Source organism: Bacteroidota bacterium (assembly GCA_034439655.1).
Classification (GTDB): Bacteria; Bacteroidota; Bacteroidia; order UKL13-3; family UKL13-3; genus CANJUD01.
In genome coordinates, this window is the sequence record JAWXAU010000112.1 from 1 (window position 1) to 16,116 (window position 16,116).

General features: G+C 36.5%; 19 protein-coding genes. 8 read left to right on the top strand and 11 right to left on the bottom strand.

Annotation, left to right across the window (positions count from 1 at the left end):
• Together SGJ10_07930 and SGJ10_07935 are read right to left on the bottom strand one after the other, a co-directional pair.
• On the bottom strand, nucleotides 1–430 hold a 430-nt coding region (locus SGJ10_07930), incomplete at its 3' end, for a DUF2851 family protein (protein ID MDZ4758050.1).
• 50 nt (nucleotides 431–480) lie between these two features.
• Nucleotides 481–1,203, bottom strand: coding sequence for an FkbM family methyltransferase (locus SGJ10_07935; GenBank protein MDZ4758051.1), 723 nt, complete (start codon nucleotides 1,201–1,203; stop codon nucleotides 481–483).
• 96 nt (nucleotides 1,204–1,299) lie between these two features.
• Between SGJ10_07935 and SGJ10_07940 the strand changes: the two genes are divergently transcribed.
• From SGJ10_07940 to SGJ10_07955, 4 genes are all read left to right on the top strand, one after another.
• Complete coding sequence (locus SGJ10_07940; GenBank protein ID MDZ4758052.1) at nucleotides 1,300–2,262, top strand: MoxR family ATPase; 963 nt, start codon at nucleotides 1,300–1,302, stop codon at nucleotides 2,260–2,262.
• A gap of 16 nt (nucleotides 2,263–2,278) precedes the next feature.
• Nucleotides 2,279–2,902, top strand: coding sequence for a hypothetical protein (locus SGJ10_07945; GenBank protein ID MDZ4758053.1), 624 nt, complete (start codon nucleotides 2,279–2,281; stop codon nucleotides 2,900–2,902).
• Nucleotides 2,903–2,961: 59 nt separating this feature from the next.
• Nucleotides 2,962–4,152, top strand: a complete 1,191-nt coding sequence (gene kbl, locus SGJ10_07950) for a glycine C-acetyltransferase (protein MDZ4758054.1) — start codon at nucleotides 2,962–2,964, stop codon at nucleotides 4,150–4,152.
• Nucleotides 4,153–4,462: 310 nt separating this feature from the next.
• On the top strand, nucleotides 4,463–4,642 hold the full coding sequence (locus tag SGJ10_07955) for a hypothetical protein (protein ID MDZ4758055.1): 180 nt from the start codon (nucleotides 4,463–4,465) through the stop codon (nucleotides 4,640–4,642).
• A gap of 234 nt (nucleotides 4,643–4,876) precedes the next feature.
• Here SGJ10_07955 and SGJ10_07960 read toward each other — a convergent pair whose 3' ends face one another.
• Complete coding sequence (locus SGJ10_07960) at nucleotides 4,877–6,178, bottom strand: transglycosylase SLT domain-containing protein (protein ID MDZ4758056.1); 1,302 nt, start codon at nucleotides 6,176–6,178, stop codon at nucleotides 4,877–4,879.
• 225 nt (nucleotides 6,179–6,403) lie between these two features.
• Here SGJ10_07960 and SGJ10_07965 point away from each other — a divergent pair, with 225 nt between their 5' ends.
• On the top strand, nucleotides 6,404–7,147 hold the full coding sequence (locus SGJ10_07965) for an SIMPL domain-containing protein (protein MDZ4758057.1): 744 nt from the start codon (nucleotides 6,404–6,406) through the stop codon (nucleotides 7,145–7,147).
• Between the two features lie 118 nt (nucleotides 7,148–7,265).
• Here SGJ10_07965 and rluF read toward each other — a convergent pair whose 3' ends face one another.
• Genes rluF through SGJ10_07990 form a run of 5 tightly spaced genes read right to left on the bottom strand, consistent with a single transcriptional unit; the run spans nucleotide 7,266 to nucleotide 11,559 of the window.
• Entirely contained in the window at nucleotides 7,266–8,027 is a 762-nt protein-coding gene (gene rluF / locus SGJ10_07970) for a 23S rRNA pseudouridine(2604) synthase RluF (GenBank protein ID MDZ4758058.1), read from the bottom strand.
• 3 nt (nucleotides 8,028–8,030) lie between these two features.
• Nucleotides 8,031–8,999 carry an MBL fold metallo-hydrolase gene (locus SGJ10_07975; GenBank protein MDZ4758059.1) on the bottom strand — a complete coding sequence of 323 codons (969 nt, stop codon included), beginning with the start codon at nucleotides 8,997–8,999 and terminating at the stop codon, nucleotides 8,031–8,033.
• 2 nt (nucleotides 9,000–9,001) lie between these two features.
• The gene (locus tag SGJ10_07980; protein ID MDZ4758060.1) at nucleotides 9,002–9,847 is read right to left on the bottom strand and encodes a hypothetical protein; all 846 of its coding nucleotides are present in this window, start codon (nucleotides 9,845–9,847) and stop codon (nucleotides 9,002–9,004) included.
• A gap of 6 nt (nucleotides 9,848–9,853) precedes the next feature.
• Nucleotides 9,854–11,110 carry an aminotransferase class V-fold PLP-dependent enzyme gene (locus SGJ10_07985; protein ID MDZ4758061.1) on the bottom strand — a complete coding sequence of 419 codons (1,257 nt, stop codon included), beginning with the start codon at nucleotides 11,108–11,110 and terminating at the stop codon, nucleotides 9,854–9,856.
• A gap of 2 nt (nucleotides 11,111–11,112) precedes the next feature.
• On the bottom strand, nucleotides 11,113–11,559 hold the full coding sequence (locus tag SGJ10_07990; protein MDZ4758062.1) for an SRPBCC family protein: 447 nt from the start codon (nucleotides 11,557–11,559) through the stop codon (nucleotides 11,113–11,115).
• A gap of 98 nt (nucleotides 11,560–11,657) precedes the next feature.
• On the opposite strand from SGJ10_07990, the gene SGJ10_07995 reads away from it, so the two are divergent.
• Nucleotides 11,658–12,212 carry an SRPBCC family protein gene (locus SGJ10_07995; GenBank protein ID MDZ4758063.1) on the top strand — a complete coding sequence of 185 codons (555 nt, stop codon included), beginning with the start codon at nucleotides 11,658–11,660 and terminating at the stop codon, nucleotides 12,210–12,212.
• Between the two features lie 186 nt (nucleotides 12,213–12,398).
• Complete coding sequence (locus SGJ10_08000) at nucleotides 12,399–13,427, top strand: serine hydrolase (GenBank protein MDZ4758064.1); 1,029 nt, start codon at nucleotides 12,399–12,401, stop codon at nucleotides 13,425–13,427.
• A 52-nt stretch (nucleotides 13,428–13,479) separates the two neighbouring features.
• Here the strand turns inward: SGJ10_08000 and ssb are convergent, their stop codons facing one another.
• Nucleotides 13,480–13,824, bottom strand: a complete 345-nt coding sequence (gene ssb, locus SGJ10_08005; GenBank protein MDZ4758065.1) for a single-stranded DNA-binding protein — start codon at nucleotides 13,822–13,824, stop codon at nucleotides 13,480–13,482.
• 168 nt (nucleotides 13,825–13,992) lie between these two features.
• Here ssb and SGJ10_08010 point away from each other — a divergent pair, with 168 nt between their 5' ends.
• Nucleotides 13,993–14,349 carry a hypothetical protein gene (locus SGJ10_08010; protein MDZ4758066.1) on the top strand — a complete coding sequence of 119 codons (357 nt, stop codon included), beginning with the start codon at nucleotides 13,993–13,995 and terminating at the stop codon, nucleotides 14,347–14,349.
• Between the two features lie 371 nt (nucleotides 14,350–14,720).
• Here SGJ10_08010 and SGJ10_08015 read toward each other — a convergent pair whose 3' ends face one another.
• Nucleotides 14,721–15,188 carry a hypothetical protein gene (locus tag SGJ10_08015; protein ID MDZ4758067.1) on the bottom strand — a complete coding sequence of 156 codons (468 nt, stop codon included), beginning with the start codon at nucleotides 15,186–15,188 and terminating at the stop codon, nucleotides 14,721–14,723.
• A gap of 465 nt (nucleotides 15,189–15,653) precedes the next feature.
• The gene (locus SGJ10_08020; GenBank protein MDZ4758068.1) at nucleotides 15,654–15,953 is read right to left on the bottom strand and encodes a hypothetical protein; all 300 of its coding nucleotides are present in this window, start codon (nucleotides 15,951–15,953) and stop codon (nucleotides 15,654–15,656) included.
• Nucleotides 15,954–16,116 lie beyond the last annotated feature (163 nt).

Below are 16,116 nucleotides of genomic sequence, written 5' to 3' on the forward strand. Positions count from 1 at the left end.
CCAAGTCTTTGCAAGGAATAGATTGTTCCTGTGCTAACAGAAATTTGTATCGTTCTATTAAAGCAGGATTAATTCGTTTATATAATTCCAAAACAGGAATTGTATTATTATTGGCTGTTTGTATATCAGCATCATGATATAATACCACATGCAAAATTACATTATTGTAAGCAGAATCATTTTGGTGCCCATGTGTTTTCCAATCACTACTTTTGGTATGTATCTCTACATTTCCCGCCCACTTAATTCCGTCAATTTCTATCATGGCTTCCGAAAAATCAGGCCCTGAATTACGGTTCAAATTGCCCGTTTTAATAATCTGTATGGGCTTCCCATCAACAGTTTGCAGTTCTTTGATATCAAACCAAAGGTGCTGCCATACAGCCTGCACAAAGTCTTCCTTTATATGATTGCTTATTTTGTTTGTCATGATTCGATTTGGCTTCGAATTTCAGACATTTTTTTGACAACTACTGTCTTTTATCCTTTTGCTATGAAATAATATTCAGCATTGGTATTATATAGCTTTAAGAAGTCGACTTTGCTTAATGCTGCTTTACAATCGATCCAGTTTTGCAACGTATAAATTTTTGACTGTAGCTCATTTTCAAAAAAATCATATAACTCTTCTGGCTTGGTACCATAATATTCGCTAGCCCCCAATCCTGTTTCAAAAATAATATAGGGTTTGCTTTTTTGAATTACTTTCACTGCTCCCTTTAACACATTAAACTCACCTCCTTCCACATCAATTTTAATCAAATCTATTTTTTCATTGTCGGGGATAATATCGTCCAGTTTTTCCAGTTTCACCTGCAAAGTTTCGATATCGGGCTTTTCCACAGCATATTTTCGCTGCTTTATTCCACTATATGCAGGAGCATTCTTCACATAATTAAAAGTGGTCTCGCCCTGTTGGTCACTCAGTGCACAATTAAATATATGGGCTTGATCTTTATATTTTGTTAGCAGGTTATGATATAATATTGGGATAGGTTCAAAGCCATAATGTTTTTGCTTGGGGGCTTCTTTCAAAATCAAATCCAATATTTCGCCTTTGTGACACCCCACATCTATGCAAACAGATTTTTGGTTCACGGTTCTTTGTATAATAATGCGGGTAAGCCTATCGTATTTTAGGTTCTTGGTGAGGTCTAGCCTTAGCTGTATCAGTATCTCGCGGATAAGGTCTTTTACGGTCATGCTTTTTTGGTGAAATATTTGTTACAAAACAAACTAAAAAACGTTAACCGATAACAATAAAAAACTCATTAGCCCTTAATTTCGCATAAATTTATGATTAATTATAACACAGAAGTAGAGGCCGCAGAGGCCCTTAGAGACGCATATAAACGCATGCTTGCCGAAACCCAGAAGGTAATTATCGGCCAAGATGCTGTGATTACCGATGTGCTTAACTGTATTTTTTGCAATGGGCACGTACTATTGGTAGGTGTGCCTGGTTTGGCTAAAACCTTATTGGTTAAAACCATTTCGGAGGTTTTGGATTTGTCGTTCAACCGCATTCAGTTCACGCCCGATTTGATGCCTGGAGATATTTCTGGCTCAGAAATTTTGGACGAGAGCCGCAACTTTAAATTTGTCCGCGGGCCTTTGTTTGCCAATATTGTTTTGGCTGACGAAATAAACCGTACACCGCCAAAAACCCAAGCAGCATTGCTAGAAGCTATGCAAGAAAAAAGCGTAACCGTGGGTGGCAAAATGCACAAACTGGAAGAACCATTCTTCGTGTTGGCTACCCAAAATCCTATAGAGCAAGAAGGAACTTATCCCCTGCCCGAAGCACAACTTGACCGTTTCATGTTCAATGTAGTAATTGATTATCCCGCTTTCGACGATGAAGTGCGGGTGATAAAAAGTACCACTGGTTTCGACCAAGCCAAAGTAAATAAAATTATCGGTGGCGATGAAATTAAATACTTCCAACAATTGGTTCGCAAAGCACCTATTGCCGACAATGTGGTAGAATATGCCGTTAAACTAGTTTCCAGAACAAGGCCAAATACCCCCATGGCATCCGAAGAAACCAATAAATATATATCTTATGGAGCTGGCCCTCGTGCAGGTCAGTTTTTGGTGCTCGCTGCAAAATGCCATGCCTTGTTCCAAGGTAAATTCTCGCCCGATATTGAAAACGTGAAAGCTGTTGCCAGACCTATTCTTCGCCATAGAATTGTTTGCAACTACAAAGCCGAGGCCGAAGGTATGGGCGTAGAAAAATTAATTGATAAACTATTATAATATATATGTTTATTATATGAAAGAATTGTTATTGTTATATATAATAATTTTATCTGCAATTGTATCAAATGCACAACTATCAGCTACCACAGCCGATGGAAGTAAGGTGATATTATATAATAATGGCACTTGGAACTATGCAGACTCAGCAGCAAAAACGTCCATTGAAAGAGGAGGAGAATACTTCAAACCTTTCGGCACCAATTGTATCATCAAAGGTCAAGATGTAAAGTATGTGGTGGTATATGATAGTTCTCTATGGCAATTGCACGATACCGCCATTAACAAGCAATCCGATTTTAGTATGTCGCTCAAAAATTCAGAAACTTCCTTGGCCTTGCTAATTCCCGAAAAGACAACTGCATCCTTGGAAAGTCTTAGAGACATAGCTTTGGCAAATGCCCGAAAAAACAGCAAAAATGTAGTGGTATTGAAACAAGAATACCGTAAAGTAAACAAAAAAGATATATTGTATTTGGAGTTCACTACCGAGGTGCAAGGGTTTACTTTTTTGTTTATGGCATACTATTATACTAGCCCTGTTAGTTGTATTCAGTTTGTAACCTATACCGAAATAAGTAATGCCGAAAAGGAGAAGCCGAAAATGAGAGATCTGTTAAATGGTTTGATACTGCCTTAGGGAATGTCAGTCTGACAAAAAATGAAAAATAATAATTATACAATATAAAATATCCCATAATGTTCGACACTCTAAAACCACAACTACAAGCCGAAATTAAAAATATAAAAGAGGCTGGACTGTTCAAAGAAGAACGCATTATTATTACACCGCAAGCGGCCGATATAAAAATTGCAGGCGGCAAAGAAGTGATTAATTTTTGTGCCAATAACTACTTAGGCCTAAGCAGCCACCCACGGGTGATAGCGGCTGCCCACAAAGCTATAGACTCACACGGATTTGGAATGAGTAGTGTACGTTTTATATGCGGCACACAAGATATACATAAAGAACTTGAGCAAAAAATTTCTGAATTTTTGGGTACCGAGGATACCATACTATATGCTGCCGCATTCGATGCAAATGGTGGTGTATTCGAGCCTTTATTTAATGAGGAAGATGCTATCATATCTGACGAATTAAATCATGCTTCTATTATAGATGGAGTTCGCCTTTGCAAAGCACAACGTTATCGCTATTTGAATAATGATATGGCCGACCTCGAAGCAAAGCTTCAAGAAACACAGCACTTGCGTAACCGTATTATAGTAACCGACGGAGTATTCTCGATGGACGGAACCATTGCACAACTAGACAAAATAAATGAGCTTGCCATTAAATATAAAGCTTTGATTTTGGTTGACGAATGCCATGCTTCAGGATTTATTGGTAAAACTGGTCGCGGTACTACAGAACACTGTAATGTAATCGGGCAAATAGATATTATAACAGGAACGCTGGGCAAAGCCTTGGGTGGTGCGTCTGGCGGTTTCACTTCTGGCAAAAAAGAGATTATTGAAATATTGCGTCAACGTTCGCGTCCTTATTTATTTTCAAATACGCTTGCTCCAAGTATTGTAGGGGCTTCTATTGAAGTGTTTGATATGCTTAAAGAAACTACTGAATTGCGTGACAAGTTAGAAACAAATACATTATACTTCCGCAACAAACTGACCGAAGCAGGATTTGATATAAAACCTGGTGTGCATCCTATAGTTCCTATTATGTTATATGATGCTAAATTGAGCCAAGATTTTGCAAGCAAATTATTGGAAGAAGGCATATATGTTATTGGCTTTTATTTCCCTGTCGTAGCAAAAGGAAAAGCCCGCATTCGTACGCAAATATCTGCTGGGCACGAGATGCACCACTTGGATAAAGCGATTGCTGCATTTACCAAAGTGGGTAAGGAATTGGGAGTGATAAAGTAAAATCAATTCTTTATCGTCTACTTCAAAAAGCTAATAAGAAAAAGCACTTTTAATATGTTTTGTCATGCCTCCCGATAGCCATCGGGAGAAAGAGGCAACTCACAATTTTAATTGCATCTTTTTTCTATTAGTAATACCGAAACTCAATATATAATAGTCCAAAAGAAAGAGACTAATCTCCCCGCATCCCGATAATTATCGGGATTAAGCGGGGCATTCGGGATGCAGTTCGGCATTAACATTCTAAAAACTAAATCCGCCACAGGCGGAGAACTATTTTAGTTTAAGAATTGGTATAAGAACTCAGAAATTGATTCCCATACATTGGGGCAAATTCGCCCTTGGCCACCACAATTGGGATGATTCTATCATTCGTGTTTCTGCGGCTGCAAAAGAAAACAATATGCCTTTGATTACGCCCATGATAGGAGAAGAAGTGGACTTAAAAGAAATGAAATATTATAGTAATTGGTGGGAGGGAGTGCGGTAACGCACCTCAAATCCCTTCTATGTTTATTCCCATTCAACTGCTTAAAAAATTCCATCCTCTAGAAATCGACCATTGAAAATAGTTCTCAAAAACCAATATATGGCTTAGCCGATAGCAATGGAAGTATTATACTAGATTCTATATATTCCCATATAAAAATTTACGGAAACTCAGTTATCAAAGTTGAAAAGGGCAATCAACTGGGATATATCAATAGTGAGGGAAAATGGATTTTTATTTTCTTGCCCAGATTGATAAGTTCTGTCCGGGATATATATAATTATTTTTAAGACCGTTCCATCGTTTTATCTCTACCATGGTCACACCATACTTGGTAGCTATATTATATAAACCTTCTCCGTTTTTCACACGGTGAGAAACATTTCCGTTTTTCTTGACTTTTTTGGGATAGGTAATTTGCTTTACAGGCGATACCGCACGGGGATTATAGTAGGCATAGTTACTGGAAGGGTTTTGTATTTCGCTTGCAAATATATTTTCTTTCAAATCGGCAAACGAAATGGCTTTGTCATAGGGCAAACGAATTACGTGGGTCTTCTCATTGGTGGTAAAGGGCACCATATTTTGTTTGTAAGAAGGGTTGAGCATCATCAATTGCTCTTGCGTCATATCCAACGATTTAGAAAGCTGTGCAAAAGTAACTTTGCTATCCACATGCACGGTATCAGTCACAAAATCGACCGGTTGGGCAAAGGGGAATATATTATGTTCTTTATGGTAATTCAACACATAAGTAGCCCCAATAAAAGCGGGTACATAGCCACGGGTTTCCATGGGAAGGTAGTTCATAATAGTCCAGAAATTATGCGAACCGCCAGAAAGCCTCACGGCTCTGTCTACATTGCCTGGGCCACAATTATAGGCTGCTATTACCAGCAACCAATCGCCATAGCGGGCATACATATCTTTAAAGTACTGGCAAGCCGCATACGTAGCTTTAATTGGGTCTTTACGTTCGTCCACATAGCCATTTATTTTGAGTCCGTACATCAATCCTGTTCCGTACATAAACTGCCATAGCCCAGTAGCACCGCACCACGATTGTGCATGTGGGTTGAGAGCTGATTCTATAACGGCCAAGTATTTAAACTCAAGAGGCAAACCTTGTTGGTCAAGTATCTGCTCGAACATCGGGAAATAGTAAGAAGACCAAGTTAAGATATGTTGGGTAAGTTTTTTCTTTTTCACCGCATATAAATCAATATAGCCTTTTACATATTGGTTATAGGTTAAAGGTATAGGCGATTCAAGCATGTCGAGCCTGTAGGAAATAACATCGGTAGAATAAGTAGGCACATCAGTGGTATCAAAGCCATAGATGTTAAGTTTTTCTATATCGTCTTTAAATGAATAATGCTTGTCGTGGAAAATGGCCATTGCACTATCTAAATGCCCCATCACAATATCGCTGTTAGGGCGAGTGGTAAGGGATGCAACGGGTGCCTGAGCGTCTGCGGTGCTTGCAAACCAGCAAATACTGAAGCTTGCAGCAAGGAGTCTCATTGTTTTTGTCATGCGTTTTTTTGGATTAGAATTAATAGTATAAACGAACTAAAATTTTTATTATTGCTTTTTAAAAAATTGGAACGCAAAGATATTTTGTTAAGTCCTTAAAAACAAACTTTGCCGAAAACCATTTCCACAAAAGCACGGGTATTTGTGTTAAATTGTGGACAAGTTGTGGATTTCGAGGTGCAGATTTAATGCAACCAAATAGCAGAGAGTCAGTACATTTGATGCGTGAAAAAGACTATCCTCAAAGTGCTGCCATTCCTACTGGTTTCCCTATCATTTTTATTTTCGTGCATGTATTTGGGCAAGTCATGGCTCAATAGCAAAAAACAACACTTGGGAATAAGCGTTACGGGCTTATCCAGCAAGGACTTTGTGAGCGATTTGGTTACTTGGAATGCCTCGTTTACCCGCAAGGATATGAATATGCAAAGTGCCTTTGCTCAATTGAAGAAAGATGCAGAAACGGTAAAGGCATGGTTGGTTGAGCACAATATAAAACTAGAAGAAATTGTTTTTTCGGCTGTGGACATGAGCAAAGAGTTTGATTACGTGCCCGTGGGAACTGGGAATCAAACCCGCCAACAATTTGCTGGCTATAGTTTAAGACAAACAGTAACTATTGAATCGAAAAACTTGGAAAAAGTAATCACTGCCAGTAGAGAGGTTACAGGACTTATTGAGCAAGGTTTGGAGCTTAGCTCTAACGCTCCCGATTTTTATTATACTAAGCTCAGCGATTTGAAAATAGAAATGCTAGCACAAGCCACCAAAGATGGTAGAATTCGTGCTGAACAAATCGCAAAAAATGCGGGTAATGGTTTGGGCAAACTTAAAAGTGCTGATATGGGAATTTTTCAAATCACAGGAAGAAACAGCAACGAGAATTATTCTTGGGGCGGAACGTTCAATACATCCAACAAAGATAAAACGGCAACTATAACTGTAAAGTTGGAGTTTGAAATTGACTAAGTGGGGGTTGGTGGTCAGTATTCAGGATTCGGGGGTCATGCGGAATATTTTGTCATGTCGACGAAGGAGGCATCTATTATACTACTCTAAAAACTAATCCGCCACAGGCGGAAAGCTATTATAGTTTAAGAAATGGTATAATAGATCCTTCTTGAGTCTTCACAGAATCAGCAATCAGCTTTTGTACATCATCCAACTCAGCTTTGGTAAAATTTCGCCATTGCCCCAAAGGAATATTATCTAAATTTATATTCATAATACGAATGCGTTTTAGTTTTACAACTTCATAATCGAGGTATTCGCACATCCTTCGTATTTGTCTGTTGAGTCCTTGGGTGAGTATAATACGAAACACCAATTTACTTTCCTGTTTCACTACACATTTTGACGTAACTGTATCTAATACAGGAACACCATTCCCCATCTTTGTTATAAAGTTAGGAGTGATAGCTTTGTTTACGGTAACTATATATTCTTTCTCATGGTTATTGCCGGCACGCAAAATTTTATTGACGATGTTGCCGTCGTTAGTTAGGAATATCAATCCTTCAGACTCCTTGTCTAGCCTGCCAATAGGGAAAATGCGTTGCTTATGATTGATATAATCTATAATATTATTTTCTATATGCCTTTCGGTAGTGCAAGTAATTCCCTTGGGCTTATTAAACGCAATATATATAGTTTTCTGAGGTTGGTTTAATGGTTTACTATCTACCTTGATAATATCATCTTTGGTGACTCTATCACCTAAAACACCTTTTTTATCATTGATGGTTACACGCCCCTGCTCTATAATTTTGTCAGCCTCACGCCTAGAGCAGAAGCCCGTGTCACTTATAGCTTTATTTAATCGAACCGTATTGATTTCGTTTTCGCTCATGTATTATAATCCTATCACTGTCTTAATTTGTGCAATATGAAATCCATTTTTAATCACAGTTTTTGCTTGTTCACTTTCTATATTTAATAATGGATTGGTATGGTTAAAATGTATAAAATATATTTTATCTTTTTCAGTTGTGGGAAGATTCTTAAATGCTTCCATACTCTCTACCACAAAGGGATGTGGGATTTCTGATATATCCCTACCTTTAATTTCTTTGCCATCATAAAAGGTAGCATCTATAAAAGCATAATCTACTTTTTTGATTTCATCTATAATGCTTTTTTTCCATTTACTCCACTTGTCAATATCAGGAATAAACAATAGTTTTTTTTGTGGACCTTTTATAATATATCCTACTGTTTCAGAAAGTTCATCTCGATGTGGAACTATAATAGGAGTAACTTTTATATTAGATGATAAACTATTTTCAGAATCATGTTGCAAAGGATTTATGATAATATTCTTCAAACTCACCAACTGACTCCACGGCCCATTTTTTTCTAAAAATGTTTTCATACGGGGCATCGCATATACAGGAATATTTTTGGTGTTGATTGCTTCTCTGCCAAGATACATCAAACCTGCATAGTGACCTATATGAGCGTGGGTTAAGAATATTCCATTCGGTGTTTCGCTATCGCTAAACTTAGAATAGTTTTTGAGCATTTTCATTTGCCTAGTAATATCAGGCGTGGCTTCAAATAGCCAGTTCATTTTATTTGCTGGGTCAACTAGTCCCAGTGAAACCACCATTCTACCCCGATAGCTATCAGAGTCAGGGTTTATAAACAAATCTTTGCAACAATCTTTTTTGCAGCCAATATGTGGCGAGCCTGCATCTTGCACAGTTCCTAATATGATAATAGAAGGAGAAGTGATATTCTGTATCTTTTCAATATCATTTACTTGATTTTCATTTTTACATGAAATCAGCAATAATAGAAATATGCTAAAACTTAGTTTCATTCTCAAAATCTATCTATAAAATTCATATTCGTAAGTGCATATATTATTGACTCACTTCTTGGTATAATTTGTTTCGATTTTATGAGGCCATTTGAATAATAGGTAAAATCAATATTTTCTTCAAGAGACGTATTCCTCTCAATTCTTATAATATCAATATGTCTTATTTGCCCATATTCATTATAGCTGTATTTTTGAATATAGCTTAATAATGATTCTTTCCCTGTATTTATTAAGCAGACCTTAGTAACCAATTTTTCATAATTATATCCATATAAATATCTTAGCACGTAAGTAGTATATGAATACACAACAGATTTGATGGTTCTATCCAAATTATATTCGTATTCACTTGTTAAATGGTAAGCTCGCCCTGCTTTATAATTTTTGATTGCCTTTACTTTATAATTACCATAGTACTTATACTTTGTAGTTGCTCTATTATTATAATATATAATTTTTATTAACTGTTTTTTTTTGTTGTAATAATAATAGTGATTTAAATTAGCATTAAATTGGGTGTCACCCCAAAATCTTCTCATAGAATCCCGTATCAATAAATCGCCATCATATACATAATAATGCAAAGTATCCACATGCATTTTATGAGTTGTATCAAAATAACATACAATGTCTAAAATTCTTTTTCCTTCTATGTCGTAGTATGTTACATAATTCCATTCATTAGCAGTGTCAATATAAATACCACTCATCAAGCGTGCCACTTTCTTAATTTTTAATTCCTTTATCTGATTATTAGTAGGTAATTCAAAATCCTGTGCACGCAAACTAATTCCATACAATAGCATTATGATAAGGACACAGTTTTTTGAAAATGATTTTATCATTGAAAGTTAACTATTCGCAATCTCTTTAATAGCCAATACAAATTTATCCAGTTCCTCTGTAGTTATATATACATGCGGTGTAACCCTTACCCCATGCACATTGGCACTGTCAATAGCCACCGTCCATATTTTATATTTATCTAATAATGTTTTGGCTAAGTCAGCAGGTTTCATTCCTTCAATTCCCACATTGGCAATTCCACAATTTCTTGTAGGGTCTTCTGGTGTATTTATATATATCTTTTTAATCCCTTTTACTTTGCTTGTCCAATAATTTTGCAAAAAACGCAAACGTTCTTCTTTACGTTTTATGCCAATTTTTTGATGATAATCTATAGCATGGTGAATGGCAATATCAGTTGCAACAGGATGCGTACCTGTATGGTTTAGTTTACGAATATCATCATCTTCATATCCAGCATCGCCATATATAGGCCATAGGTTTTTTATTTTATCTTTTTGCACATATAATATACCTGCACCCATGGGCGTACCAAGCCATTTGTGCAAACTGCTACCATAATAATCGCAACCCAAATCACTAATTTTAAAATCGAAATGAGCTACGGCATGTGCCCCATCTACCATTACTTCCACCCCTTTGCCATGAGCCATTTCGCATATTTTTTTTACAGGCAATATATGTCCTGTAATATTAATCATATGGCATACCATCAACAACCTTGTTTTGGATGTAATCGCTTTTTCATATAATGCCACAATTTCTCCATCGTTTTTTGGATGCAAGGGTATAGAAACTTTTTTGTTTATAGTACCATATCGTTTGCCTTGCTGCTTAAACATATCGAGCATACTCCCATAGTCTTGCTCAGCCATTACGGCCTCATCGCCCGCTTTCCAATCGAAACCTGATATAATAGTATCTAAGGATTCTGTAGTATTGCGTGTTATTATAAGTTCATCTTTACCGCATCCCAATAACTCAGCTAATCGGTCTTTTATTTTTTGTTTATTTTCTGACTGAATGGTACGCATATAATAAGATGCTTCGGTATTCACCATTTGAATATCTCTTATATAAGCATCCAATACTGGTTTTGCCATCATACTGAAATAACCATTCTCCAAATTGATATAATCTTTTTTGAGTAAGTATTCGCTTCTTACCTCCATCCAAAAATCATCAAACTTTTGAACAGTCCACGCTTCGGGCATTTCATCTACCCAACTCTTAGCCTTTAAACTAAAAGGTAAGGCTGCTGTGACTAACAACGATTTTATAAAATTTCTTTTGGTATACATAATTAGTTTTTTTCTATCATAATTTTTGCCAACTTCATGGCAGTAATTAGTTGACTCAAATATATATTTTTATATAAGAAAAGCATCACACGGTTCCACAAAGTATTTTTAAAAACTATCGTATTCGATTGTGTCCATAAAGTTCCCTCCTCCTGCTTTTCATAAGTCCAAGTGCCCATTGTCGATTGAATTAAGGACGATTGAATATCTTTTGCTTGCAATGCAGTTTTATTGGGTCTTTGGTCAAGTTTATACTCTAAGGTCATGGTAGAGCCGCCCTTTATTTTTAGTTTAATTATTCTTTTGGGCTTGGTTTGTATTACTTCAGCTTTTATTACTGTTTTGTCCCACTTTTTTCTGTTATCATAGTTTTGTGTATAGTCCCATACTTCTTCAGGGCTCCTTTTTATGAAGATAGAATATTTGATATTGATAGAATTAGATTGCATGAGAACCTGACGATTTTTATTTTGGCAAAAGTACTTTAAATATGATGCGGTTTAAGATAATTTCTTTTACTTCGCAGTTCACTTTAACAAATAAAAACATGCAAATCCTCAAAAGAATTATCATTGGTTTGGTTTCGCTTATTGTGATCCTAATCTTAGTATCATACCTATTGCCTGGCTCTAGCGTTGTAACCCGCAGCATCGAAATAAAGGCACCGGTAAATGTGGTGTATGCACAGTTTTCCGACTTCAACAATTGGAATAATTGGAGTCCGTGGTTTCGTAAAGACACTACTATGAAACAAACCATAATGGGTGCAGCTGGTAGTGGTGGACATACCCTGAAATGGGAAAGTACCAATAAGGATTTGGGGCATGGGAGCATAGCATTCGACAAGGTAGTGCAAGACAATAGTATAGATGCTACGCTTACTTTCGATGACATGAAAATGCAATCTACTATTATGTGGAGATTAGAACCCTCTGCTACTGGAACCAACATAACTTGGAGCGATTCTGCTACCTTGGGCTATAACCCCATGATGCGTTGGATGGGTTTGTTTATGGATAAATTTATGGGTCCTGATTTTGAATCGGGTCTGAAAAATATGAAAGCTTATGCAGAAAAAAATGCTACAATTACTCCAAAGTAGAAAAATAAAATTTCCTAAATTTCAAGGCTAACCTTAACAAACTTTTTTGTAAGCTCCTTTAAATTTAAGGGTCTTCAAGCAAAAAAATATTGCACTATAACTAAACAAGTTGTATTTTTTCTGGTAAAAGAGAAACAACCTTTGCGATATTTAAACGTCTAGTATAATGCTGTAGTTATTAAATCAATGAAATATTTTAAATCAAAACTGTTCTCAAAGAAAATCTCGTGGCTGTACGTCGTCCTATTTTCGTTGGTGTTTGGACTCCTATTTTCGTTTACTTCGAATCATTTTTTCAACAAAAAGCAAAATGAGGTAACAACAAACTCTGCTCAAAATAAACAAACTCCTACCGTTAATTCGAGCAACCAGCCATTCATCAACCCTATTTTAACATGCGTGGGCGGGCTGCGGGAGCTAAAGCCTTTCAAAAACAAAATTCAAACAATTATCGATAAGGCGAAGCTTGAAGGAAAGGCTAAGGAGATATCCGTTTTTTTTAGATCGATGCGTAACGGTTATCTTTTTGGAATTAATAGAAGGGAGAAATACTATCCTGCCAGCCTGCTCAAAGTTCCTGTAATGATGGCCTATCTCAAACAAGCGGTAATAACACCTGGATTAATGGATCAGAAAGTTAAATTTGAAAAACCTTTTGCGGGGGTTCCACCCAATAATGTGAATGGAAAAATTGAATTGGGAAAAGAATATACGATAAAAGAACTCATTGAAAAAATGGTGGTAGTGTCTGACAACGATGCTACACTACTACTTAATGAGCGTATCAATCCTGCCATATATTCAAACACGCTAAAGGAACTAGGTCTTTCAATTCCTGAGCGTGCGTTGCCTAGTGAAAACTTTATAGGGGTTGAAGATTTTGGCCGCATTTTACGAATCTTATATAATTCATCATATTTGAATAGAGAACTAAGTAATTTTGCTTTGATGCTTCTAAGCAAAGCACAGTACGGCGATGGTATACCAAGTGGTACAGGGAGCAAAGAGGTGGCTCACAAATTTGGGGAGTGGATGTATAAGGGCGAATTCCAGTTGCACGATTGCGGAATTGTATATGATGCGGAGCAGCCTTATATGTTATGTGTAATGACTAAGGGTAAAGATATAAAAGTTTTATCGGGAGTTATTGCAGAAATTTCAAAAGCTGTTAGCGAGTCGGTTGTAAACAACAATGTTCCTGTGATGGAAGAATAAAAAAAACGGCCACTTTTGGTGGCCGTGCTAAATTAATCGAGGTGATACAGTTTTAAGCTGCGGGTTTGTGGCCTAGCAACAAAATGTCGTTTACCACAATTTCGGTAACGTATCGTTTTTGTCCGGTCTTGTCCTCATAATTGCGGGTTACAAGTTTGCCTTCCACAGCAATCTCTTTGCCTTTTTCAAGCGTTTTACTGAAGTTCTTGGCCTTGTTGTTCCAAATTACAAGGTTATGCCATTGGGTGTCTTTCACATACACTCCCTCAGCATTTTTGTAGCTCTCATTCGTTGCAAGAGAAAAACGCATAAGCATTTTGTCTTGTCCGAATTCTTTGATTTCTGGTACTTGACCGATGTTTCCGATCAATTGCACGGTGTTTTTTAAATTACGCATAGTAAATTGTTAATTAAATTGTTTAATAAATATGTAAATTGTTTTGTCGTTTTGTTGACAGTGCAAAATTGTAGGAACTCAAAATACTTTCTCGGTATTCAATTGTTTACTGTCGAATAAAAACATTTGTAAGCGTTTAAAAACGGATATTTTTTCTATATTTGCAGAATGGAAAAACTGTGTGAAGAGTGTGGTAACGCCATTAAAGGTCGTGCCGACAAAAAGTTTTGCGACGATGCTTGCCGCAATATTTTTAACAATAAAAAAAATAGCGATACCAGCACTTATGTGAAAAAGGTGAACAATATTTTGCGAAAAAACCGCTTGACCCTTGCCAAATTAAATCCTGAAGGAAAGATATCGGTGAGCAAAAAACAACTTACCGATTTAGGTTTCAATTTCGATTATTATACTTCTACCTATACCACCAAAGAAGGCAAAAAATATTTCTTTTGTTATGAGTATGGTTACCTCCCCAATGAAAATGAGCAGTGGTTTTTGTTGGTGATGAAGAAGGGGGAATAGCTATTGTTTTAAACGGTATAGAAGGCTTTTTTGTAAATCAAATAATGAGCATCATACTTCCTATCCATTTTCTGAACTATGATTTTTAGAAGTATTATATCGAAACTCAATATATAATAGTGCAAAAGAAAGGGACTAATCCCCCCGCATCCCGATAATTATCGGGATTAAGCGGGGCTTTCGGTATGTAGTTCGGCATTACCATTCTATAAACCAAATCCGCCACAGGCGGAGAACTATTTTAGTTTGAGAATTAGTATTATATACTCCGCACATCGTATATCGTAATTCCTTGTTTTTAAATCATTTTGAATGACGAACAAGGAACGAATACACCACTAGCGGAAAGAATTACAGGGTACTTAGAATTGCTATTTCCCAATTCCCTCTAAAGATTGCATTTTTATCCACCCGGTTACAAAGCCTATCAAAACCCCTCCTATCAATCCAATATACAATTGTTTTGAGCTGTGGGCTTTTAGATAGGTGCGTGCCCAAAATATAAGGCCACACAATATAAAAAGTATCATAATAACTGGGCGGCTATCGGGTCTATAATAAATGGCGTTAACAAAAACAAATCCCATTAAGCCACCAATGGCCGAAGTGTGGGCTGATATTTTATCGAAGAGGTTCACAATAAAACAATATAATAAAGTGAGTACGGTAATGAGAGCATAAGTATTCAACATGCCCGGAATTCCAAGTCGATATAAGTCAAAAAAATTATAGGCATAGCAAATCAAAAAAAGCATATAAGGTAAAGTTCGTTCCTTTTTATCGTCAATCGAAAAACTTTTAATCCTGCCAGTAAGCTGCAATATGGAAAGTAAAGACAAGGGTAAAAAAAAAGTAAAAATCAATATACCGGAACCCAAGCGGTAAAGTTGATCGTGATAGGCTTTAACATAAACCGGAAACTGGTATACAAAATAGCAGTAACCTAAAAGGTTTAAAAAAATAGGGTTTAATAATAAGGAGATACTCCAAGCAAGGGCTTTGGCCATAAAGGTGCAAATGTAATCTATGATTTCCGAAGTAGTATACTTCACCTATCAATTCGCCGGCGGTTTACGTGAATCCTTGTTCTTAAATTTATTCAATGGTGTTGTATCACCATAAAAACTATATCTACTTACAACAAAAAATGAAAGAGCTTGCTGAACCCCGAATACATAAAGGACGGGATACAAACACAGGCTTCAGGGGTATCTATTATGTTGTGATTACCAATACGGCACAACAAAAAAGGGCTTCATTACTGAGGCCCTTTCTCTATTTGGGAACTATGGAATAAAGAACTTTCAAAAAACGATTTCGTGGATGCTATCCAAAGGGATATTGACACCTCCTTTTAAAGCTACAGAACTATCGGTTGCTGCCCATACGGTCGTTTCTACGGCAACAGCACCACGGTCGGTAGCAAATACTATTTTTACCTTATTATGGCTAGAATTACCCAATATCATCGCTCGCTCGAGCTGGGTACGCAATGTTAGTTTGTTAGACAATTCGGTAAGAGTTGCTTTTACAAAGCGATATTGTCCGATAAGTTCTTTGGGTATTTTGATAGCATTCATAGGTATATATGTTTTTATTGACACAAATTTGATGGATTTAAATTAGACAAATATTTGATTGTTTGTTCTATTCTTACATCAGCTTAATTATCGCTAATAAGAAATTAATATTCTGAAAAACAGTATTTAAGAAAAACGGAATGGTGAAAAGATTCAAGTGGAAACAATTTTACTTACCATGTAATAA